The 20,489-nt window shown below is 59.2% G+C and carries 18 protein-coding genes; 13 read left to right on the forward strand and 5 right to left on the reverse strand.

Annotation, left to right across the window (positions count from 1 at the left end):
* Nucleotides 1-65: 65 nt before the first annotated feature.
* Nucleotides 66-986 carry a zinc ABC transporter substrate-binding protein gene (locus M5G26_RS15425; RefSeq protein WP_273915872.1) on the forward strand — a complete coding sequence of 307 codons (921 nt, stop codon included), beginning with the start codon at nt 66-68 and terminating at the stop codon, nt 984-986.
* A 105-nt stretch (nt 987-1,091) separates the two neighbouring features.
* On the opposite strand, the gene M5G26_RS15430 is transcribed toward M5G26_RS15425, so the two are convergent.
* Both M5G26_RS15430 and M5G26_RS15435 read right to left on the reverse strand, forming a co-directional pair.
* On the reverse strand, nt 1,092-2,045 hold the full coding sequence (locus M5G26_RS15430) for a homoserine kinase (protein ID WP_034152241.1): 954 nt from the start codon (nt 2,043-2,045) through the stop codon (nt 1,092-1,094).
* Between the two features lie 54 nt (nt 2,046-2,099).
* The gene (locus M5G26_RS15435) at nt 2,100-2,390 is read right to left on the reverse strand and encodes a DUF2782 domain-containing protein (RefSeq protein ID WP_064389732.1); all 291 of its coding nucleotides are present in this window, start codon (nt 2,388-2,390) and stop codon (nt 2,100-2,102) included.
* A 74-nt stretch (nt 2,391-2,464) separates the two neighbouring features.
* Here M5G26_RS15435 and polA point away from each other — a divergent pair, with 74 nt between their 5' ends.
* The gene (polA, locus tag M5G26_RS15440; protein WP_273915873.1) at nt 2,465-5,269 is read left to right on the forward strand and encodes a DNA polymerase I; all 2,805 of its coding nucleotides are present in this window, start codon (nt 2,465-2,467) and stop codon (nt 5,267-5,269) included.
* Between the two features lie 408 nt (nt 5,270-5,677).
* On the opposite strand, the gene yihA is transcribed toward polA, so the two are convergent.
* Complete coding sequence (gene yihA / locus M5G26_RS15445) at nt 5,678-6,322, reverse strand: ribosome biogenesis GTP-binding protein YihA/YsxC (protein ID WP_008081236.1); 645 nt, start codon at nt 6,320-6,322, stop codon at nt 5,678-5,680.
* A 191-nt stretch (nt 6,323-6,513) separates the two neighbouring features.
* On the opposite strand from yihA, the gene M5G26_RS15450 reads away from it, so the two are divergent.
* From M5G26_RS15450 to M5G26_RS15480, 7 genes are all read left to right on the forward strand, one after another.
* Complete coding sequence (locus M5G26_RS15450; RefSeq protein ID WP_038365005.1) at nt 6,514-6,804, forward strand: c-type cytochrome; 291 nt, start codon at nt 6,514-6,516, stop codon at nt 6,802-6,804.
* A gap of 43 nt (nt 6,805-6,847) precedes the next feature.
* Nucleotides 6,848-7,459, forward strand: a complete 612-nt coding sequence (locus M5G26_RS15455; RefSeq protein ID WP_008081240.1) for a c-type cytochrome — start codon at nt 6,848-6,850, stop codon at nt 7,457-7,459.
* A 254-nt stretch (nt 7,460-7,713) separates the two neighbouring features.
* Nucleotides 7,714-8,355, forward strand: a complete 642-nt coding sequence (locus M5G26_RS15460) for a thiol:disulfide interchange protein DsbA/DsbL (protein WP_273915874.1) — start codon at nt 7,714-7,716, stop codon at nt 8,353-8,355.
* A gap of 14 nt (nt 8,356-8,369) precedes the next feature.
* Nucleotides 8,370-9,248, forward strand: a complete 879-nt coding sequence (locus M5G26_RS15465) for an endonuclease/exonuclease/phosphatase family protein (RefSeq protein ID WP_273915875.1) — start codon at nt 8,370-8,372, stop codon at nt 9,246-9,248.
* Nucleotides 9,245-11,305: a GGDEF domain-containing protein gene (locus M5G26_RS15470; protein ID WP_273915876.1), complete on the forward strand. Its 2,061-nt coding sequence runs from the start codon at nt 9,245-9,247 to the stop codon at nt 11,303-11,305. Before M5G26_RS15465 ends, M5G26_RS15470 begins: the two co-directional genes overlap by 4 nt.
* A 101-nt stretch (nt 11,306-11,406) precedes the next feature.
* The gene (locus M5G26_RS15475; protein WP_273915877.1) at nt 11,407-12,189 is read left to right on the forward strand and encodes an N-acetylmuramoyl-L-alanine amidase; all 783 of its coding nucleotides are present in this window, start codon (nt 11,407-11,409) and stop codon (nt 12,187-12,189) included.
* 76 nt (nt 12,190-12,265) lie between these two features.
* Nucleotides 12,266-13,879: an EAL domain-containing protein gene (locus tag M5G26_RS15480; RefSeq protein WP_273915878.1), complete on the forward strand. Its 1,614-nt coding sequence runs from the start codon at nt 12,266-12,268 to the stop codon at nt 13,877-13,879.
* Here the strand turns inward: M5G26_RS15480 and M5G26_RS15485 are convergent.
* Nucleotides 13,876-15,666: an ATP-binding protein gene (locus M5G26_RS15485; protein ID WP_110718238.1), complete on the reverse strand. Its 1,791-nt coding sequence runs from the start codon at nt 15,664-15,666 to the stop codon at nt 13,876-13,878. The two genes, M5G26_RS15480 and M5G26_RS15485, sit on opposite strands and share 4 nt — an antisense overlap.
* A 10-nt stretch (nt 15,667-15,676) precedes the next feature.
* Nucleotides 15,677-17,023 (reverse strand): sigma-54-dependent response regulator transcription factor AlgB, encoded by a 1,347-nt coding sequence (gene algB / locus M5G26_RS15490; protein WP_038364986.1) that lies wholly within the window; start codon nt 17,021-17,023, stop codon nt 15,677-15,679.
* 426 nt (nt 17,024-17,449) lie between these two features.
* On the opposite strand from algB, the gene M5G26_RS15495 reads away from it, so the two are divergent.
* The 4 genes from M5G26_RS15495 (at nt 17,450) to gltP (ending at nt 20,472) form a co-directional block, all read left to right on the forward strand.
* The gene (locus M5G26_RS15495; protein ID WP_095119653.1) at nt 17,450-17,734 is read left to right on the forward strand and encodes a hypothetical protein; all 285 of its coding nucleotides are present in this window, start codon (nt 17,450-17,452) and stop codon (nt 17,732-17,734) included.
* Between the two features lie 72 nt (nt 17,735-17,806).
* Complete coding sequence (locus tag M5G26_RS15500) at nt 17,807-17,971, forward strand: DUF1328 domain-containing protein (RefSeq protein ID WP_003177151.1); 165 nt, start codon at nt 17,807-17,809, stop codon at nt 17,969-17,971.
* A gap of 2 nt (nt 17,972-17,973) precedes the next feature.
* Nucleotides 17,974-18,438 (forward strand): inhibitor of vertebrate lysozyme family protein, encoded by a 465-nt coding sequence (locus M5G26_RS15505; RefSeq protein WP_016986435.1) that lies wholly within the window; start codon nt 17,974-17,976, stop codon nt 18,436-18,438.
* Between the two features lie 702 nt (nt 18,439-19,140).
* On the forward strand, nt 19,141-20,472 hold the full coding sequence (gene gltP / locus M5G26_RS15510; RefSeq protein ID WP_027610250.1) for a glutamate/aspartate:proton symporter GltP: 1,332 nt from the start codon (nt 19,141-19,143) through the stop codon (nt 20,470-20,472).
* Nucleotides 20,473-20,489: the final 17 nt, after the last annotated feature.

Below are 20,489 nucleotides of genomic sequence, written 5' to 3' on the forward strand. Positions count from 1 at the left end.
GGCGGCGACGAGTTTTGATAGAGACGTTATTATGTTACCCGTTCTCGCCTCCTTGAGTGGTCATCGTGTCCCGACTTTTTTCTGTTTTTGTGGCTTTTGTCGCCAGTTTTCTGCTGATCGGTTCGGCTCAGGCCGAGGTCAAAGTCCTCACCAGCATCAAACCGTTGCAGCTGATTGCAGCGGCCGTGCAGGACGGCGTGGCGATTCCCGAAGTGCTGCTGCCGCCGGGTGCTTCGCCACACAATTACGCGCTGCGACCATCCGACGTACGGAAGGTGCAATCGGTGGATCTGCTCTACTGGATCGGCCCGGACATGGAAGGTTTCCTGCCGCGCGTGCTCAGCGGTCGTACGCTGCCGAGCGTCGCCGTGCAGGATCTGCCGGGGATGAAACTGCGGCGTTTTGCTGAAGACAGTCATTCCCACGCCGAAGACGCCGACGAGCATGATCACGATCACCGTCCGGGCACGCTGGATGCGCATTTGTGGCTATCGCCGGTCAATGCGCGGGTAATCGCCGACAAAATGGCCGCAGACTTGAGCACCGCAGATCCGGCCAATGCCGAGCGCTATCAGAAAAACGCCAAGGCGTTTGACGAACGTCTGGACGCACTGGATCAGCGTTTGAAGAAGCGTCTGGCCAATGTTGAAGGCAAACCCTACTTCGTCTTCCACGAAGCATTTGATTACTTTGAAGAGGCTTATGGCCTGAAGCACGCCGGTGTGTTCAGCGTGGCTGCCGAAGTGCAGCCGGGCGCGCAACATGTCGCGGCGATGCGCAAGCGTTTGCGGGAAGTGGGCAAGACGTGTGTGTTCAGTGAGCCGCCGTTGCGCCCGCGTTTGGCCGAGACTTTGGTGGCTGGGCTGCCGGTGAAACTGGCTGAGCTGGATGCGTTGGGCGGGTACACCCCGGCGACGGCTCAGGGTTATGAGCAGGTGCTGGAAAAGTTGGGCAATGATTTGGCGGGATGCCTGGAATCTCTGTAACCCCATAGAAAAAGATCGCAGCCTTCGGCAGCTCCTACAGGGTGTACATCAATCCCATGTAGGAGCTGCCGAAGGCTCGGGCCGCGTTCGGACGATCTTTTGATCTTAAAGGGCGAAAGGTAGCGGCGTGTGTACCTGCTGCCGCTGCGCCAAGCGCTGCTCAAACTCCTTGGGATCGTGAATCAACACGTCCTGCCCGGCAAACTGCTCCGCCGCGATCAACCGCGACAGCCAGAACCGCACACAGGCCACGCGCAGCATGGTCGGCCACAACTCAGCCTCCGCCGCCGTGAACGGGCGCAGCGCCGCATAGGCACCAAGGAATGCTCGGGCACGCGGGCCATCAATTAAACCGTCCTCATCAGAACACCAGTCGTTCAAGGCAATCGCCACGTCATAAAGCATCGGCCCCGAGCAGGCGTTGTAGAAGTCGATCAGTCCGGTCAGGTGCGTGCCTTCGAACATCGCGTTGTCGCGGAACAGGTCGGCGTGGATGTTGGCGCGAGGCAGCGCAAGAATCTTGTCTTTGCGCTCGGTGATTTCATCCAACGCCTTTTGCAGCAAGGCACGCGGTTCATCGCTCAGGTGCGAAAGAAACTCCGTGCCCTCCTCCAGCATCCAGTCCAGGCCACGATCGGTCTTGCGCTTGATCATGCGCTCGCCCTGGGTCGCCAGGTGCAAGTGCGCCTGCAACTCGCCGACCTGCGCGCAATGCTGCGCGTTGGCGACCTTGATGTGCTTGCCGGACAGGCGCGGTTGCAGCAATGCCGGTTTGCCTTTGAGTTCACGCAATGCCACGCCGTCGGTGGTGCGCAGCGCGTACGGCACCGGCAGATCGGCTTCGTGCAGGACATCGAGCAGGTCGATGAAAAACGGCATCTCCTGCACCGGGCCGCGTTCGACCAGGGTCAGGACGAATTCGCCCTGCTCCAGGCTGATAAAGAAATTGGTGTTTTCGCTGCCGGCGGCGATCCCCTGGAAATCAAGCAGACGGCCAAGCCCGTAAGGGGCGAGAAAGGTTTCCAGCTCGGGCCGAGCCAGGGGAGTGAACACAGACATGTTTAAACTGCCAGTACGGGCACCGCAAATGGCGGCGCCGGGTGAATTAAAAACTTACTTCCATTCGAAAATCTTCCATGACGGAATCAGCATATCCGGCTGATCCGAGCGGATGAAGTTGGCATCCGTCCCGTCTGCGCGCACCAGAAAGTAAGGCGGCGCGCCCTTTGGCGTGACTTTGATCGCGTACAGGAACCCGTTTTGCCGGTACTCCTGAATCGTCTTGTCGCCTTCCGTGCGAATGGTGACTTCAGGATCTCCCGACGGCGCATCATCCGCCGCCATCGCGGCCAACGGTGAGGCAGCAATCAGACCGACCAGCAGCAAGCGATTTAACGTACGCATGATAACCTTGTCCCTTTGTCGTCAACGGTCCCGCTATTCTAGCGCCGGACCCGCCGAAAAGGTTGATCCTGCTCATGAGCCAAGCCCCCCTCGTCCTGGTGGACGGTTCGTCTTACCTATACCGCGCCTTTCACGCGCTGCCACCACTGACCACCTCCAAAGGCCTGCCGACCGGTGCGGTCAAAGGCGTGCTGAACATGCTCAAGAGTCTGCGCAAGCAGTACCCGGACAGCCCGTTCGCCGTGGTGTTCGACGCCAAGGGTGGGACATTTCGCGATGAAATGTACGCCGAATACAAAGCCAACCGCCCAAGCATGCCCGACGACATGCGCGTGCAGATCGAGCCGCTGCACCAGAGCGTGATCGCTCTTGGTTTCCCGCTGCTGTGCGTGGAAGGCGTCGAGGCCGACGACGTCATCGGCACCCTCGCCCGCAGCAGCGCCGCGGCAGATCGCCCGGTGGTGATCTCCACCGGCGACAAGGACATGGCGCAACTGGTCGATGGCCACATTACCTTGGTCAACACCATGTCCGGTAGTTCGATGGACGTGGAAGGCGTGAAGGAGAAATTCGGCGTCGCACCGGAGCAGATCATCGATTATCTGGCGCTGATGGGCGACTCGTCCGACAACATCCCGGGCGTTCCGGGCATCGGCCCGAAAACCGCCTCCGGGCTGTTGGTCGGCGTCAATGGCGGCCTCACCGAGCTGTACGCCAATCTCGACATCGTCCCGACCCTGCCGATTCGCGGCGCGAAAACCCTGCCGGCCAAGCTTGAGGAGCACAAGGAGATGGCGTTCCTCTCCTATCAACTGGCGACCATCAAGGTCGACGTGCCGCTGGACGTCGAACTCGACGATCTGCAAATGGGCGCGGAAGACCCGGCCAAGCTCTACGAGCTGTACTCGCTGCTGGAATTCAAAAGCTGGATCAATGATCTGGATCGCGACGCCAAGCGTCTGGAACTGAGCGCGGCCGCCGAGCCTGCTCCGGCCGGCGATCTGTTCAGCGCGCCAGATATCGAAACTCCCGCTGCTCCGACCGAAGCGGCATACGAGACGATCCTCGATCAGGCGCGTTTTGATGTCTGGCTGGAAAAGTTGAACAACGCCAAGCTGTTCGCCTTCGACACCGAAACCACCGGCATCGACGCGCAGCAGGCGCAACTGGTCGGCCTGTCGTTCGCCGTGCAGGCCAACGAGGCCGCGTACATTCCGCTGACCCACTCCTACATCGGCGTGCCGGAACAGCTGGATCGCGACACCGTGCTGCGCGCACTCAAGCCGATTCTCGAAGACCCGAGCAAGCTGAAGGTCGGCCAGCACGCCAAGTTCGATATGAATATTCTGGCCAACTGCGCCATCGGTGGCGACCAGAACAACGGCATCACCGTGCGCGGCATCGCCTTCGACACGATGCTTGAGTCCTACGTGCTCAACTCCACCGCGACCCGCCACGACATGGACAGCCTCGCGCAGAAGTATCTGGATCACACCACCGTGAGCTTCCAGGACATCGCCGGCAAAGGCGCCAAGCAGCTGACCTTCGACCAGATCGCCCTGGAACAGGCTGGGCCGTATGCCGCCGAAGACGCTGACATCACCCTGCGTCTGCACCAGACTTTGTTCGAAAAACTCAGCGCGATCCCGAGTCTGGCCAGCGTGCTGACCGACATCGAGATCCCGCTGGTGCCAGTGTTGGCGCGCATCGAACGCCAAGGCGCGTTCGTCGACGCCGAGCTGCTCGGCATCCAGAGCATCGAGCTGGGCAACAAAATGGTGGCGCTGGAGCGCGAAGCGTTCGAGATCGCCGGGGAAGAATTCAACCTTGGCTCGCCGAAGCAACTGGGCGTGATTCTCTACGAGAAACTCGGCCTGCCGGTGCTGAAAAAAACCGCCAAGGGTCAGCCGTCGACCGCTGAAGAAGTGCTGGCGAAACTCGCCGAAGACGATCACCGCTTGCCGAAGGTGCTGATGGAGCACCGCTCGATGAGCAAGCTGAAAAGCACCTACACCGATCGCCTGCCGGAGCAGATCAACCCGCGCACCGGGCGTATTCACACCTCGTACCATCAGGCTGTAGCGTCGACCGGGCGCTTGTCCTCCAGTGATCCGAACCTGCAGAATATTCCGGTGCGTACGGCTGAAGGTCGACGCATTCGTCAGGCGTTCGTCGCACCGAAAGGCTACAAACTGCTGGCGGCGGACTATTCGCAGATTGAGTTGCGGATCATGGCGCACCTGTCCAAGGACGAAGGCCTGATGAATGCCTTCCGCAACAACCTGGACGTGCACACCGCCACCGCTGCCGAAGTGTTCAAGGTCGAACTCAACGAGGTGACCTCCGACCAGCGCCGTGGCGCCAAGGCGATCAACTTCGGTCTGATCTATGGCATGGGCGCGCAGAAGCTCGGCAAGGACATCGGTGTCGATACCAAGACCGCCAAGGCTTACATCGACACCTACTTCGCCCGTTATCCGGGGGTTCGCGAATACATGGAGCGCACCCGCGCGCAGGCGGCGGATCAGGGTTATGTCGAAACCTTCTTCGGTCGTCGCCTGTACCTGCCGGAAATCAACTCGAACAAACCGCAGGAACGCGCCGCCGCCGAACGTACGGCGATCAACGCGCCGATGCAGGGCACGGCGGCCGACATCATCAAGAAAGCCATGGTGGCGGTGGATGAGTGGCTGGCGACGTCTGGCCTGGACGCCCGAGTCATTCTGCAGGTACACGATGAATTGGTGCTGGAGGTTCGCGAGGATCTGGTCGAGCAGGTCAGCACCGAGATTCGCGTGCACATGAGCGAAGCGGCGAAACTGGATGTACCGCTGCTGGTCGAAGTGGGCGTGGGAAACAATTGGGATGAGGCTCATTGAGCCATTTGCAGACGGTTTTGCCGCGACATGACGTCGCGGCAGCCGCTGAAAATCTGCTTATTTCGAAAAGCGCTTGGGATTATTCCAAAGCTTTTTGAAAAAAATCTGAACTAATCTGGAAGGACACCACTCAGAGTTACTGAATGGCTGGTGAAGCCCTTCGATGCTCCTATGTTGTGTTAAGTGTTGGCAGATATCTGAACCCCGCCCTAGCGGTTCGGAACTTAAACCCCGGAACTTCTCCCTCCCCAATGAAGTCCGGGGCTTTTTTTGCCCCAAAACTGGCTGTGATGCCGTCATGCTGCGTTAAAAGCACCGCTAAAAATGCTCATTTAGGTACCCTAAACTCCGCTTTTTAGCGGTGCTTTCGCCTTGCCTGACAGCACCACAGCCAGTTTTGAAATTGTCTTACTCGGCTGCCGCCTCGGCGCCTTTGTCTGCCAGTTCCATCCAGCCGGCCAGTACAGTGTAGGCCTCTTCCAGGCCCATGCGTTTTGGCGCGGAGAACAGCTGGATGGTGACCAGATCGCCCCAACCCTTGCGGATTTCCGACTGCACTTTGAGCAAGGTGTTCTTAGCTGCGCCGTAGGTGAGCTTGTCGGCCTTGGTCAGCAGGATGTGCATCGGCATGCCGGCCGCAACAGCCCAGTCGAGCATCAGCAGGTCGAAGTCGGTCATTGGATGACGGATGTCCATCATCAGAATCAAACCCTTCAAACTCTCACGGCCACCGAGGTAAGCCTCAAGGTGACGCTGCCAGTGCATCTTCAGCGGGATCGGTACTTTTGCGTAACCGTAGCCCGGCAGGTCGACCAGACGCCGATCTTCGTCTAGCTTGAAGAAGTTCAACAGCTGTGTGCGACCCGGGGTTTTCGAGGTGCGCGCCAGGCTGGCGTGAGTCAGGGTGTTCAGTGCGCTGGATTTGCCGGCGTTGGAACGACCGGCGAACGCCACTTCGAAGCCTTCGTCGTCAGGGCATTGATCGACTTTGGCGGCACTGAGCATGAACGTGGACTGTTGGCACAGGCCGAGGATGGGATTCTTGAGTTGCATGGGATTTCCGATGTGGGCGGCGCCGGGATTGGGCGCGGAACGCGGTGTCGCTTCCGTTTCAGTGACGCCAGTATATAATGCCGCAGATTTTGTGTGTGCTTTGTCCCAGCGTAGGATGAAGTTCACGAGAGCGACAGACCTTGATTGCGCATTAGAACGCAGAACGCTCTCAACCCTGAAAAGGTCGTTTTATGACGAAATGGCTGCTGGCTGCCGGAGTCTTGATGCCGCTTTACAGCGCACAGGCTACACAGGATCCGGAAGCTGTGTACAACCGTGTTTGTGGTGCCTGTCATTCCGGCCAACTACCCATGGCGCCCAAAAGAGGCGATCAGGAAGCTTGGACGCCGAGGTTGGCGAAAGGTATGGGGACGCTGGTGCAACACGTGACCCAGGGTTTCAAGGCGATGCCGCCGCGTGGTTTGTGCATGGACTGCAGTGCCGAGGATTACCAAGCCATCATCCTTTGGATGAGCGAGTAAACCCGGTCCATAACTTAACCCTTAGCCGTAGTTGGATTAGCTGATGAACAAATTGATCGTGAGTCTGCTGTTGACCGTGGGAATCTCAGGCTTCGCCCATGCTGCCGGTGATGCCGCAGCAGGCCAGGCAAAAGCCGCCGTATGTGGAGCCTGCCATGGCCCGGACGGGAACAGCATGGCGCCAAACTTTCCGAAACTGGCCGGTCAAGGTGAACGCTACCTGACCAAGCAACTGCACGACATCAAGTCGGGCAAGCGCACCGTTCTGGAAATGACCGGCCTGCTGACCAATCTGAGTGATCAGGACCTGGCCGACATCGCCGCCTACTTCGCCAGCCAGAAAGGCAGCGTCGGCGCCGCCGATCCGAAGATCGTCGCGCGCGGTGAAGCGCTGTTCCGTGGCGGCAACCTGGCCAAGGGCCTGCCAGCCTGCACCGGCTGCCACTCGCCGAACGGCGCCGGCAACGCAGCTGCCGGTTTCCCGCACTTGGGTGGCCAACACGCTCAATACATCGCCAAGCAACTGACCGATTTCCGCAAGGAAGAAGGCGGCCGCACCAACGACGGCGACACCATGACCATGCAGACCATCGCCAAGCGCCTGAGCGACGAAGACATCGCAGCGGTCTCCAGCTACATTCAGGGTCTGCACTAAGCGCGCCGGATCGGGTGTTGAGCGAGGCTGAAGATCAAAAGATCGCAGCCTTCGGCAGCTCCTACAGGGGGTTACGTGACCCAATGCAGGAGTGCAATGTTAACGCTCGATTAATCCGTCGCAGCAAGTATAAAAAGGGTGGCTTTGGCCGCCCTTTTTTGTGGCCGCTACCGTTACACTACAGAACTCATGCCCGCCAGGATCTGTCTGAAAACAGGTCGCGCGAGGCGACCCAAATTGTCCAGGAGTAAAGCATGCGTAATCTGATCATCAGCGCCGCTCTCGTCGCTGCCAGCCTGTTCGGCGTGACCGCTCAAGCCGCCGAAGCACCTGCCGCCCCTTACGTGGAGCTGGCCAACCCGGTTCCGGTTGCAGAGCCTGGCAAGATCGAAGTGGTCGAGCTGTTCTGGTACGGCTGCCCGCACTGCTACGCCTTTGAGCCGGTGATCAACCCTTGGGTTGATAAACTGCCGTCCGACGTCAACTTCGTACGTATCCCGGCCATGTTCGGCGGCCCGTGGGACGCTCACGGTCAAATGTTCCTGACCCTCGAAGCCATGGGTGTCGAGCACAAGGTTCACAACGCCGTGTTCAACGCAATCCAGAAAGAACACAAGAAGCTGACCGACAAGAACGACATGGCTGACTTCCTCGCCACTCAAGGCGTGGACAAGGACAAGTTCCTCGCCACCTTCGACTCGTTCGCCATCAAGGGTCAGATCGTAAAAGCTCGCGAACTGGCCAAGAAGTATGAAATCACTGGCGTTCCAACCATGATCGTCAACGGCAAATACCGTTTTGACATCGGCTCTGCCGGTGGTGCCGAGCAAGCGCTGAAACTGGCTGACCAACTGGTCGCCAAAGAGCGAGCGGCAACCAAGGCTGCTGCCAACTAAGCGCGGCAACCGCCATGCGCCGCTGGAAGTCTGAACGCATCGTTGGCCTGCATGACCCGCAGGTCAACGAGCATCACCTGGAGTCCACGGGCCTGCCCGCAGACCAGCGTCTGCGTCTGCTCAGTTTCAATATCCAGGTCGGCATCAGCACCGAGCGCTATCGGCATTACCTGACGCGTAGCTGGCAGCACCTGCTGCCGCACAACGGCCGCTCAGGCAACCTGCAAAAGATCGGCGACCTGCTGGGCGACTTCGATCTGGTCGCCCTGCAGGAAGCCGATGGCGGCAGCCTCCGTTCGGGCTACGTCAATCAGGTGGAACATCTGGCGCAACTCGGCGCCTTCCCTTACTGGTATCAACAACTCAATCGCAACCTCGGCCGACTGGCCCAGCACAGCAACGGCGTGCTCAGTCGTCTGAAACCGTCGGCGATTGAAGATCACCCGCTGCCCGGCCCGAAAGGTCGCGGGGCGATTCTGCTGCGTTTCGGCGAAGGCCCGGAAGCGCTGGTGGTGGTGATGATGCACCTGGCCCTTGGCGCGCGAACCCGCAGCCTGCAACTGGCCTATATTCGTGAGCTGATCGGTGGCTATAAACACCAAGTGTTGATGGGCGACATGAACACCCATGCCAGCGATCTGCTACAACATTCTCCGTTACGCGATCTCGGCCTGCTGGCCCCGCAGGTGGAAGCGACATTCCCCAGCTGGCGCCCGCAGCGTTGCCTTGATCATATTTTGCTCAGCCCGACCCTGACCCTGGAAAAGGTCGAAGTGCTGGCACAACCGATTTCCGATCACCTGCCGGTCGCGGTAGAGATTCGTCTGCCGGGTTCGCTCACGGCCGATGCATTGCCCGCGTTGAGTCCTGCCCCTCGCGGAAACCCTGAATGAGCGACGACGCCCAGCGCTGGAAAGAGAAGTACCTCAAAAGCATCGAACAACAGGACAAACTCGAACGTCGCTGGGCCGCCAGGCTCGATTTGTTGCGTCGCGGCCTGGTGCGCAGCACGCTAGCGGCCGAAGGCACCGATAAAGTCGTTGATCAGTGCATGAAAGAGATGCGCGACGTGGTGCGCACTGACGACATGGACGCCGGCCTCGCCGCCCTGCTGCCGCGCCTGGAAAAAGCCGTGCTCGACTCCGAGCAGCGCCGCGAAACCCGCATCGATCAGGTCAGCACCGCGCTGACGTCGCTGGTCACCCAGTTGCAGGCATTGCCGTTGCCGCGTGAAGTCGCTCAGCCACTGAAGAAATTCGCCAAACAACTGGATGGGCGCGTTGGGTCTGCGCGGGAAATGCCATTGCTGTTGAGTGAACTCAGCGGCTTGCAGGGCAAGGCATTGAGTCAGCTGGAAACGCCCGCAGAGCCGGGTCGTCCGGGCCTGTTGCAGCGTTTGTTTGGTAGCCGTGATAGCGAAGAGGCGCCCGCCAAAGAATCACCCGCACCGACTCAGGTCGCGCAGCCGCTTGCTGCCCCACTGCCTGAACCGGAAACCGCAGAGCCGGCCCCTATCGCAGCGATTGAACCGGTGACGGCGGTTCCCGCCCTCGAAACCCCAGTGCCTGTCGAAAAAACAGCGCCAGCCACGCAAAACCGGCTGGAAGTGGAAGAAGTGGTGGCTTTCGAGCCGCCCACGGTCGTCAGCGAAGTTATCAGTGACCCGACCGAGCCCAAGGCCGAGCACTTTGAACCCGAGCCTGTTTTCGCGGCAGCTCCAGCTCACACGCAGATCACGCCTGCCGCCATCAATCCTGATGAACTGATCCTCCCCGGTGATCCAGCGCCGCTGATCCTCGACAGCCTGCCCCTTCCTGAACCCATCGCGCAGGCGCTGGCCGCCATCGACCCGGAGCAATCCGAACACGACATTCTGTTCGCCCTGCCGGACACCCCGGAGCCGTCCTACAGCTCCGTGGCCAAGCACATCGAGGACACCCTGATCGGTCTCCTCGACGACCTGACCCTGCCAGAACGTCACCGCCCGCAAGCCGAAGCCATGCGCGAAAGGCTCAAACACGGTTTGAACTGGTACGAACTGATCCCGATCCTCGACGATCTCGCGACATTGATGCTGGCAATCACCGACAGCGGTCAACACGAGTTCGAAGCGTATCTGCAGCAACTCAACGAACGCCTCGAAGCGTTCCAGAGCAATCTGCAAGCCGCCAGCGAAGGGCATGCCGACAACAGCTCGGCGGCGCGGGCCATGGATACGCAGATCCGCGAGCAAGTCGATGGCTTGCAGACCAGTGTCCAGGAAGCCGCCGACCTCGATGACCTCAAGCAAGTGCTGGAGAACCATCTCGAAGGCCTGCTCGGCACCATGGACCAGCACCAGAAGCAGCGTGACGCTCGTGAACAGGAAGTCGCCACGCGACTGAAAAGCCTGTCCGAGCGCGTGGCGCACATGGAGCAGGAAGCCCAGGGTTTCCGCGAACACCTTGAAGTACAACGCCAGAAAGCCCTGATCGACCCGCTCACCGGCCTGCCTAACCGCGCCGCGTGGAGCGAACGCCTCGAGCATGAAATCAAGCAGTGGCAGCAACACGGCAACACCCTGAGCCTGGCGATGCTCGACCTTGATCACTTCAAACGGATCAATGACAACTACGGCCATCTGGCCGGCGACAAGGTCCTGAAAATCATTGCCACTGTGTTGCGCAAACGCCTGCGCGGCTCCGACTTCATTGCCCGTTTCGGCGGGGAAGAGTTCGTTCTGTTGATGCCGGCAACGCCGCCAGCCGTCGGCGCCAAACTGCTGGAAACCCTGCGCGCAGCGATCGAAGCCTGCCCGTTCCACTTCAAGGGCGAGCGGGTGACCATCACCATCTCCATGGGACTGGCAACATTCCGCGCTGGAGAACACAGCGATCTGGTACTGAAAAGAGCCGATCAGGCGCTTTACCGCGCTAAAAATGCAGGACGCAATCGGGTCGAGCTGGGCTGAGCAAATTGTTCCATTTTGTTTAAATCCGCCCGCTGACCGTCGAGACGCAAGGCAGTACGTTACACTGTTGCATTACTGTCTTGCGTGTACTGCCCTCTGCCATGAAATTCTTTGCCCTCCTCGCTTCGCTGCTTGTTCTGGCCGGTTGTACCAGCGCCCCGCGCTACGACACCAGCCATCCTTCGGCCAATTACGACAGCCGTATCCAGTTCGTGGTCGTCCACTACACCTCGACATCGCTGGAGCGCTCGCTGCAATTGCTGACCCATGGCGAAGTCAGCAGCCATTACCTGATCGGCGACGACAAGAGCGGCACCATTTACAAACTGATGGATGAAAACCAGCGCGCCTGGCACGCCGGCGAAAGCCAGTGGCAGGGCCGCACCTGGCTGAACTCAAGCTCCATCGGTATCGAAATCGTCAATCCGGGCTTCAAGGACACGCCGACCGGGCGACTGTGGTATCCGTACAGCGAAGCGCAGATTCAATCGCTGATCGTCCTGCTCAAGGACATCAGCAAACGCAACGGTATCAGCCCCCGACACATCATTGGCCATAGCGACATCGCGCCGCTGCGCAAACTCGATCCGGGGCCAATGTTCCCGTGGAAGCGCCTCGCCGCTGAAGGCCTGGGCCTGTGGCCAAACGAACAAGCGGTGGTGCGCCAGCAGGCGCTGTTCAACAGCAGTGAACTGCCGAGCATCAGCTGGTTCCAGGCGCAATTGGCGCACTTGGGTTACGACACGCCGCAGACCGGCGAACTCGACGTTGCCACACGCCACGTCCTCGCCGCGTTCCAGATGCACTTCCGGCCTTCGCGCTTCGACGGCACGCCGGATGCGCAAACGGCAGCCCTGTTGCTGGTACTCAATCAGACAAAATAATGACGCCCGCCCGACGGTCAGGGCGAAATTGCAATCAGCAGCTATAACTCATTGGTAATTCTTCGGATATTCCATAATGGTTGCTACCCGAGAGACGCTGCGTAGCTGGTTTTATCGCCCCTGGTTTTTGGCGATGATCGCGGCTGTCCTCAGTGCCTGCCTGCTGATCGCCGGCGGTATGTTCGTGGCGATGCGTCAGGTCGAGCAAAGCGAAAGCCAGCAAATGAACGCGCAAGGCGAGCGTTTCCTCGCCCGCCTCGAACAATTGTTCGGCCAGTTGCGCGAAAGTCTCGACGACCTCGAAGCGCAACCATTGCGCAGTTGTGACGATGAAATGATCGCCACCCTGCAACAAGTCACCTTCAACTATCGCTTCGTCTATGAAGCGGCCTATATGGACGCCTCGCGGATCTGCTCCAACCGTCCGCGTCAGGAAGGCGTGTCGGTAGTACGGGCGCCGGATATCAGAGGGCCGACTTACAGTTATTGGCTCAATACCACCACCGAACCCGATGAAAACCGCGCCGCGCTGATGCTGGGCCGCGGCAATTTTCGTGTGGCCACTTCACGCGGGCATCTGACCGACATGGTCGATCTGTCGCCCGGCAGCAGCCTGCTGGTGGTACTCGACCATGGTGCCCGTGCGATACCGGTGCTCGGCACAGCGCAGGTCTGGCCACCGACCGAACATTGGCCACCGAAAAGTCGCGAGTCATTACAGGTCACTCAGACCCGGCTGATCTACCGCATGCCCACGGATAATCCGGAGTATCAGTTGGTGCTGATCACACCCAGAACCAGCATGCACATTCCGGCTGTCTGGTGGTGGATGATCCCGGTGTGTCTGCTGCTCGGCGCCTTTGTCGGATTTTTCGTGTTCTTACTGGTTCGCCAGCGCCAGTCACTGGATGCCGAACTGCATGGCGCGATTCGTCGCGGTGAGTTGCAGGTGCTCTATCAGCCGATCTTCGATCTCGACAGCCGCAACTGCGTGGGCGCCGAAGCCCTGCTGCGCTGGCGCCGCCCGGACGGCACACTGACCAGCCCTGACCTGTTTATCCCGATGGCGGAAAACACCGGGCAAATCCGCCAGATGACCGACTTCGTCCTGCAGCGCCTGCTGGAGCAACTGGGCCAGTTGCTGCGCGCCAATCCGCAGCTGTACATCTCGGTCAACCTTGCCGCGTGCGACGTGATGGTGCCGCGCATCGGTCTGGTCATGGCGCGCTTGCTCACATTGCATCGAGTGGCCGCGCGGCAGATTGCCTTCGAGGTTACCGAACGAGGTTTGATTGATGTGGTAGTGGCGCGGGAAAACCTGCAAGCCTTGCGTGATGTCGGCCATCAGGTATTGATCGACGACTTCGGTACCGGCTATTGCAGCCTCGCCTACCTGCAAACCCTACCGGTCGATTGCCTGAAAATCGACAAAGCGTTCATTGATGCACTGGGCCATGACGCCGCCAGCAGCGGCGTCGCCCCGCACATCATTCACATGGCCCAGGCGCTGGATCTGAAGGTGATTGCCGAAGGCATCGAGCTGGAATCACAAGCGCAATTGCTCCGCAGCGAAGGAGTGAAGTTCGGTCAGGGCTGGTTGTTCGCCCATGCGCTGAGCGCGGTGCAATTCATTGAGTTGATCACCCGGGGCCGACGCCTCGCGGGAAGGCGCATGGACGACGAAGCCTAAACGGCGAGCGCCATATAGAACTGCGTGCCCTGCCCCGGCCGCGAATAAACCCCCATACGTCCGCCATGCAGCTGGACGATTTCCTTGCACAGCGCCAGACCCAGTCCGGCGCCGCCCTTCTTGCGCCCCACCTGCACGAACGGTTCGAAGATCCTTCCTTGCTGGCCGTAGGCAATGCCTTCGCCGTTGTCTTCGACACTGATAATCACCCGCTCGCCATGTCGGCGAGCCTGTAAACGGATCTGACCGTCGCGGGCGGTATGGCGCAAGGCATTGTCGATCAGGTTGTCGAGCACGCGATCGAGTTGCGCCTGATCGGCCTGCAAACGTGGCAGCGGTCCCTGCACTTCGACATTCAGGGCAATGCCCTTGGCCGCCGCCGAATCGGCAAAACGCAATTGCGCCTGCTCCAGCAAGTCTTCGATGGAGCACGGTGCCAGCGTGAGCTTCTGCAGGCCGTTCTGATAACGCGAGAAGTTGAGCAGGTCATTGATCAACTGCATCAGGCGCTGCATTTCCTCGTTCACGGTGTCGAGCAGATCAGCCTCGCGGGACTCTGCTGGAAACTTCGCCCGCTCACGGAACAAACCGAACGCCATATGCATGCCGGTGACCGGCGTGCGCAGTTCGTGGGAGGCACGCAAGACGAATTCGCTGCGCACTCGCTCGAAGGCGCGCTGCTCGGTGACATCGTGCAGCACCATCACTGCGCCGAGGATATGGCCTTGGGTATGACTGACCGGCGTCAGGCTATAAGTCAGCAGGCGGGATTCGCCGTCGACCTCGATACTCAAATCTTCCGGCGCCCGCTCCAGCGTGCCGCCGCGCAGCACCAGTTGCAGCTGCGCATCCAGCTCCGGCCGCTGCAGCGCCGTACCCAAGCCTTGGCCGAGACGATCATCGTCCCAACCCAATTGCCGCTGGGCGACCGGATTGAGGTGCTCCAGATGCCCTTCCCGGTCGATCATCAGCAAGCCGTCATCGATGCTGTCGAGCACCGCCTGCAAGCGTTGCTGGCCGGCCAGCAGCTCATCGACATTGGTCGCCTGATGCTCGCGCAGTGCCTCGGCCATCAGGCCGAAGCGTTTGGTCAGCTGATTCATTTCCATCGCTGAAGAGATCGGCAGAGTCACTTCAAAATTGCCTTGGCCGATATTGTCCGCCGCTTGCGCCAGCGCCTCGATCGGCGCGCCGAAACGCCTGGCAATGCCGTGGGCCGTGATGAAACCGATGATCAGCACCGCCAACCCGACAAATCCAAGCAGACCGGCGATCAACAAGGCTCGGTCACGCGCCTCACTCTGTACCGCGTTGATGTTGTCCAGTGCATGCTTGTGCTCGGTGATCAGTCCGTTGCGCAGCGTGTTGAAGCGCTCCCGGAAGTCAGCGCTGCTGCTTATGGAGCCGGCCGGGTCACGGGACAAATCGAATGCTTCGAGAAAGCTCAGATAATCCGCTTTTGCCCGACTGAAGCCATATAGCCGGCCATCGCCCTCTTGCTCTTGGGCGATGCCTTGATCCAGCAACTCGAAGTAATGCTGTTTCGACGCTTCGAACGCCACGGGATCAGGCTTTTCCGCCAGCATGATGATCAGTTGATCACCCAGCGTCTGCCGCAACTTGAGCCCCAGATCCAGAGTGACGAAGTTGCTGCGCACCAAAGCTTCTTGAGTACCGGCCATCTGCATCACGCTGACCAGCCCGAGCAGCAGCCCGAGCAAAGCCACGGTGATCAGCGCGGAAATGCTCAGGAACAAACGGGTCCGCAACTTCATCGCCAGTTTCATCGTCGATCGCTCACAGGTTGTACTGCTTGCGCTTGCGGTACAGGGTCGAAGCATCGATACCGAGGGTTTTTGCCGCTTGATCCAGGGTGCCGGCGGTGGCGAGAACCGCGCCGATGTGGGCTTTTTCCAACTCGTCGAGACTCAGCGCCGCGCCGACGCGAGGGGCGTTGTTGGCCGGTTGTTCGGCCATGCCGAGGTGGCTGATTTCCACGCGCTCCTGCGGGCAGATGATGCTTGCCCGCTCGACAACGTTACGCAGCTCACGAATATTGCCCGGCCAGCGATACCCCAGCAGCGCTTCACGCGCCTCGTCGCTGAAGCCCCTCGCCGGGCGTGCGTACTCTTTGACGAAGCGCGCGAGGAAGCGATCGGCCAAGGTCAGAATGTCCTCGGTGCGCTCGCGCAGTGGCGGCAAGTGCAGGGTGATGACGTTCAGGCGATAGAGCAAATCCTCACGGAAACGCCCGTCACGAACCATGTCTTCGAGATTGAGGTTGGTCGCCGCCAAAATACGTACGTCAGCGCGACGGGTCACCGGATCCCCTACCCGTTCGTATTCCTTGTCTTGAATGAAACGCAGCAACTTGGGTTGTAAGGTCAGGGGAAAATCGCCGATCTCGTCGAGAAACAGCGTGCCACCGTCCGCTTGATTGACCCGGCCCAACGTACTTTCGCTGGCCCCGGTGAACGCGCCGCGACTGTGACCGAACAGCTCGCTTTCCATCAATTCCGCCGTCAGCGACGGGCAGTTGATGGTCACGCAGGATTTCTTCTCGCGCTTGCTCCAGCCATGAATCGCCCGGGCCAACTCACCTTTACCAGTACCGGATTCGCCAAGGATAAGGATGTTGGCGTCGGTGCTGGCAACCTGGCGAGCCGTTTCCAGTACGACCTTCATCGCCGGGCTGTGGGAATCGAGGCCGTCCTTCGGTTTGCGGATCTCGCCTTCAAGCGCTTCGAGACGCGCCGACAGTTGGCGCACTTCCAGTTGCTTGGCGGTGGCCAGACGCAACTGATCCGGGCTGCACGGTTTGACCAGATAGTCGGCGGCGCCCGCCTGGATCGCATCGACGGCGGTATCCACGGCCGAATGCGCGGTGACGATCACTACGCGCATCCACGGCGCCTGAATGCGCATCTGCGCCAGCACGTCGAGGCCATTGTCTTCGCCCAGACGCAGATCAAGGAAGCACAAGTCGAAAACCTGCCGTTGCAGTAAGGCATCAGCCTGGGCCGCGCTATTGGCAGTGGCGACCGTATAGCCTTCGTCTTCGAGGCAATAACGGAAGGTACGCAGGATGGCGGATTCGTCGTCCACCAGCAGAATGCGGCCTTGATGCTCAGTGGCAGATTCCATTTTTCCTACGCTCCATAGTGATTGGTCTTGGGTTAGTCCCGGAAAAATCGGGCAAGTTGCATGGTTGATTCTGAACGATGCCAGCCATAGGAGGGTAGCTCTCTCCTGCGTTTACAGCCAATACGTTGATTTTGTTGGTTTTTTAAACAAATGCCGATTTGCAGGCATTCCCTGCGTACTTTTCTGACATCTGCGCCCTGCTCTCAATTCCATAAGAATGAAATCTCCTACGAAAAAATCGTGCATTGCGCACGATCCCAGAAGACCCATCGTGCAGGATGCGTCGCAAACGATTTTCTGCATACGCATAACTTATTGATTTTATTGGATATTTTTCAAGTAAAAAACTGGCATGCAGGCTGCAATACCTCATTCAGCCCGGGCAGAAATGAATTGCCCTAACCGAATAAGAGTGAGGAACCCAGGATGACTCGCCAACGTGCCGCCCAAGTGCGTATCTCGCCACTGCATATCCAGCAAGGTCTGTTTGGCGTATTGGCGCTGTTGATCACCCTGATCGCCTGTCAGCAATACCTGCGCTGGGAAAACAGCCAGAAAGTTGAGCCGCTGATCTCGATCCAGCACAGCACGCAATCGCACTTCAGCGCCGTCAGCAGCAGCCAGGCCGAGAGCGCTTCGATGCGCATGATGGATGTCGATCAGGCGCAGCCGCTGGATCAACTGCCACGTGAAGAGCGTTGGGTTTTCTAAAGAACAAAAGAATTCGGGCGCGCAGCGCCGGAACACGTAACACCCCTAAATAGAGAAGTAAGGAGAATCACCATGTTGAGCTGGGCAATTACATTCTTGATCATTGCCATCATCGCTGCAGTACTGGGCTTCGGTGGTATCGCGGGCACCGCCACGGGTATCGCCAAGATTCTCTTTGTCGTGTTCCTGGTGATGTTCATCGCTTCCTTCTTCTTTGGCCGTCGCGGCCGAGGTTAACGATGAGTGCTTTAAAGACACTGGCAGCCGCCCTGCTTCTGGGCGGCAGTGCCATGGCGATGGCGGCCAATGACGGCCAGACGCGGGTCAACGAACTGTTGAGTTCCGACCCGCAATACCGCGAAACCTGGGAAGGCGTGGTGAAGAAGGAAGAACGCCTGCCGGAATGGGTGATGAACCTGTCCGGCACGCCTGACCAACAGATGAATGCCGTGACTGAAGATGGCGACCAGTATCTGGTCGGCCCGCTCTGCGAATCCGCAGACAAGTGCCTGAACCACCGCTTGATCGTCGCGTTCAGTTTCGACAAGAAAGACGCATACGCCATGCTCGTCGATGTGCCCGAAGGACTGCCGGCCGACAAGTCGCCAACGCGACATGCGACCTACCGCTTCCTCGGCAAACCCGATCAGGGCATGCAGGATCTGCTGATGGAAACCCTGAAGAAAGATCCGAAGTGGTACTGATTCGAACATGAAGGCAGCAGCCCTGCTGCTTTCCATTGCGCCCACCTGAGGAAGGCAGGCGCATGACCAAGGGGCCGGGACGTTCTGACTGTTACAGGGTCGGAGTGACCTACGGGTACAAGGAGTGCCTGCGCAAGGGCCGGGTCAGGGTAAAAGCTGCGCCGCAGGTTCGCCGACCCACAGTGGTTCGACGGACTTGCGCAGAGCTTTCAATCAGTCAAAACATTGATCCAGAGCGTCCAGCTCGTGGATTTTATCGCTGACACTGCGCGCGAAAACATTACGCGGTGTTTCCTGGCGACCGTATATCGACAAAAAAACCGTTTAAACAGTAGGACTTCTAGTCTTCCAACGTAGGCTTTTTCCTAAGTTTTTAGTCGATTTTTCTTGTTCAAAAAACAACCAATCTCCGCTGTGATGGCCGGTTCACGGCACTTATGCCGGCCGAAATGTCACAATCGAACCGGTTGGGACGCCAGTTTCATTAAAAAAAGCTCATGCCGATTCGGCATAGGGTAGGCGTTTACGGCATTAGACGGCGCAACCTTGCATCGGAATAGTTGCGCCTTTTTTCGCCTGCCGAAGAGCCGTAAATACGCGCTTCGGGGCACCTTATACGGAGGCAGATGCACAGACTTTTCCGCTAAAGAGCGTTCCAGTTCCTGCATGTGCCTGAGTCAAACGCAAGTAAGGGTAAAGATAATGAAGAAGGCAAAACTTAGCCTCGCCTGGCAGATCCTCATCGGTCTGGTATTGGGTATTGCAATTGGTGCGTTGCTCAACCACTTCAGTGCCGAGAAGGCCTGGTGGATCAGCAACGTCCTGCAACCAGCAGGCGATATCTTTATCCGTCTGATCAAGATGATCGTGATCCCGATCGTCATCTCCTCCCTGATCGTCGGCATTGCCGGCGTGGGCGACGCCAAGAAGCTCGGGCGCATCGGCCTGAAGACGATCATCTATTTCGAAATCGTCACCACTATTGCCATCCTCGTTGGCCTGGTGTTGGCAAACGTGTTCCATCCGGGCGCCGGCATCGACATGAGCACCCTGGGCACGGTGGATATCTCCAAGTACCAGGCGACCGCCGCCGAAGTGCAGCATGAACACGCGTTCATCGAGACCATCCTCAACCTGATCCCGTCGAACATCTTCGCGGCCATGGCCCGCGGCGAAATGCTGCCGATCATCTTCTTCTCCGTGCTGTTCGGTCTCGGTCTGTCGAGCCTGCAGTCGGACCTGCGCGAGCCGCTGGTGAAGATGTTCCAGGGCGTCTCGGAAAGCATGTTCAAAGTCACCCACATGATCATGAACTACGCGCCAATCGGCGTGTTCGCCCTGATCGCGGTGACCGTGGCCAACTTCGGCTTCGCTTCCCTGCTGCCGCTGGCCAAACTGGTGATCCTGGTTTACGTCGCCATCGCCTTCTTCGCCTTCGTGGTGCTGGGCCTGATCGCCAAGCTGTTCGGTTTCTCGGTGATCAAGCTGATGCGCATCTTCAAGGATGAGCTGGTGCTGGCCTACTCCACCGCCTCTTCGGAAACCGTGCTGCCGCGCGTGATCGAGAAGATGGAAGCCTACGGCGCACCGAAAGCCATCTGCAGCTTCGTGGTACCGACCGGTTATTCGTTCAACCTCGACGGTTCGACCCTGTACCAGTCCATCGCAGCAATCTTCATCGCTCAGCTGTACGGCATCGACCTGTCGATCAGCCAGCAACTGCTGCTGGTCCTGACTCTGATGGTCACCTCCAAAGGTATCGCCGGTGTACCGGGTGTGTCCTTCGTGGTGCTGCTGGCCACTCTGGGCAGCGTGGGTATTCCGCTGGAAGGTCTGGCGTTCATCGCCGGTGTCGACCGCATCATGGACATGGCCCGTACTGCACTGAACGTGATCGGGAATGCCTTGGCCGTGCTGGTTATCGCACGCTGGGAAGGTATGTACGACGACGCCAAGGGCGAGCGCTACTGGAACTCCCTGCCGCACTGGCGCAGCAAGGAAAAACTGCCAGCAGGCGAAATCTCGAAGAACTGACACACCCCTGTAGGAGC

Origin of the sequence: Pseudomonas sp. TNT2022 ID642 (genome assembly GCF_028656995.1) — a bacterium.
In the GTDB taxonomy this organism is placed as follows: domain Bacteria; phylum Pseudomonadota; class Gammaproteobacteria; order Pseudomonadales; family Pseudomonadaceae; genus Aquipseudomonas.

Coding starts and splice junctions, on each gene's coding strand:
- M5G26_RS15430 (WP_034152241.1), bottom strand. CDS start 2,045: ATGTCTGTGTTCACTCCCCTGGCTCGGCCCGAGCTGGAAACCTTTCTC.
- M5G26_RS15435 (WP_064389732.1), bottom strand. CDS start 2,390: ATGCGTACGTTAAATCGCTTGCTGCTGGTCGGTCTGATTGCTGCCTCA.
- polA (WP_273915873.1), top strand. CDS start 2,465: ATGAGCCAAGCCCCCCTCGTCCTGGTGGACGGTTCGTCTTACCTATAC.
- yihA (WP_008081236.1), bottom strand. CDS start 6,322: ATGCAACTCAAGAATCCCATCCTCGGCCTGTGCCAACAGTCCACGTTC.
- M5G26_RS15450 (WP_038365005.1), top strand. CDS start 6,514: ATGACGAAATGGCTGCTGGCTGCCGGAGTCTTGATGCCGCTTTACAGC.
- M5G26_RS15455 (WP_008081240.1), top strand. CDS start 6,848: ATGAACAAATTGATCGTGAGTCTGCTGTTGACCGTGGGAATCTCAGGC.
- M5G26_RS15460 (WP_273915874.1), top strand. CDS start 7,714: ATGCGTAATCTGATCATCAGCGCCGCTCTCGTCGCTGCCAGCCTGTTC.
- M5G26_RS15465 (WP_273915875.1), top strand. CDS start 8,370: ATGCGCCGCTGGAAGTCTGAACGCATCGTTGGCCTGCATGACCCGCAG.
- M5G26_RS15470 (WP_273915876.1), top strand. CDS start 9,245: ATGAGCGACGACGCCCAGCGCTGGAAAGAGAAGTACCTCAAAAGCATC.
- M5G26_RS15475 (WP_273915877.1), top strand. CDS start 11,407: ATGAAATTCTTTGCCCTCCTCGCTTCGCTGCTTGTTCTGGCCGGTTGT.
- M5G26_RS15480 (WP_273915878.1), top strand. CDS start 12,266: ATGGTTGCTACCCGAGAGACGCTGCGTAGCTGGTTTTATCGCCCCTGG.
- M5G26_RS15485 (WP_110718238.1), bottom strand. CDS start 15,666: ATGAAACTGGCGATGAAGTTGCGGACCCGTTTGTTCCTGAGCATTTCC.
- algB (WP_038364986.1), bottom strand. CDS start 17,023: ATGGAATCTGCCACTGAGCATCAAGGCCGCATTCTGCTGGTGGACGAC.
- M5G26_RS15495 (WP_095119653.1), top strand. CDS start 17,450: ATGACTCGCCAACGTGCCGCCCAAGTGCGTATCTCGCCACTGCATATC.
- M5G26_RS15500 (WP_003177151.1), top strand. CDS start 17,807: ATGTTGAGCTGGGCAATTACATTCTTGATCATTGCCATCATCGCTGCA.
- M5G26_RS15505 (WP_016986435.1), top strand. CDS start 17,974: ATGAGTGCTTTAAAGACACTGGCAGCCGCCCTGCTTCTGGGCGGCAGT.
- gltP (WP_027610250.1), top strand. CDS start 19,141: ATGAAGAAGGCAAAACTTAGCCTCGCCTGGCAGATCCTCATCGGTCTG.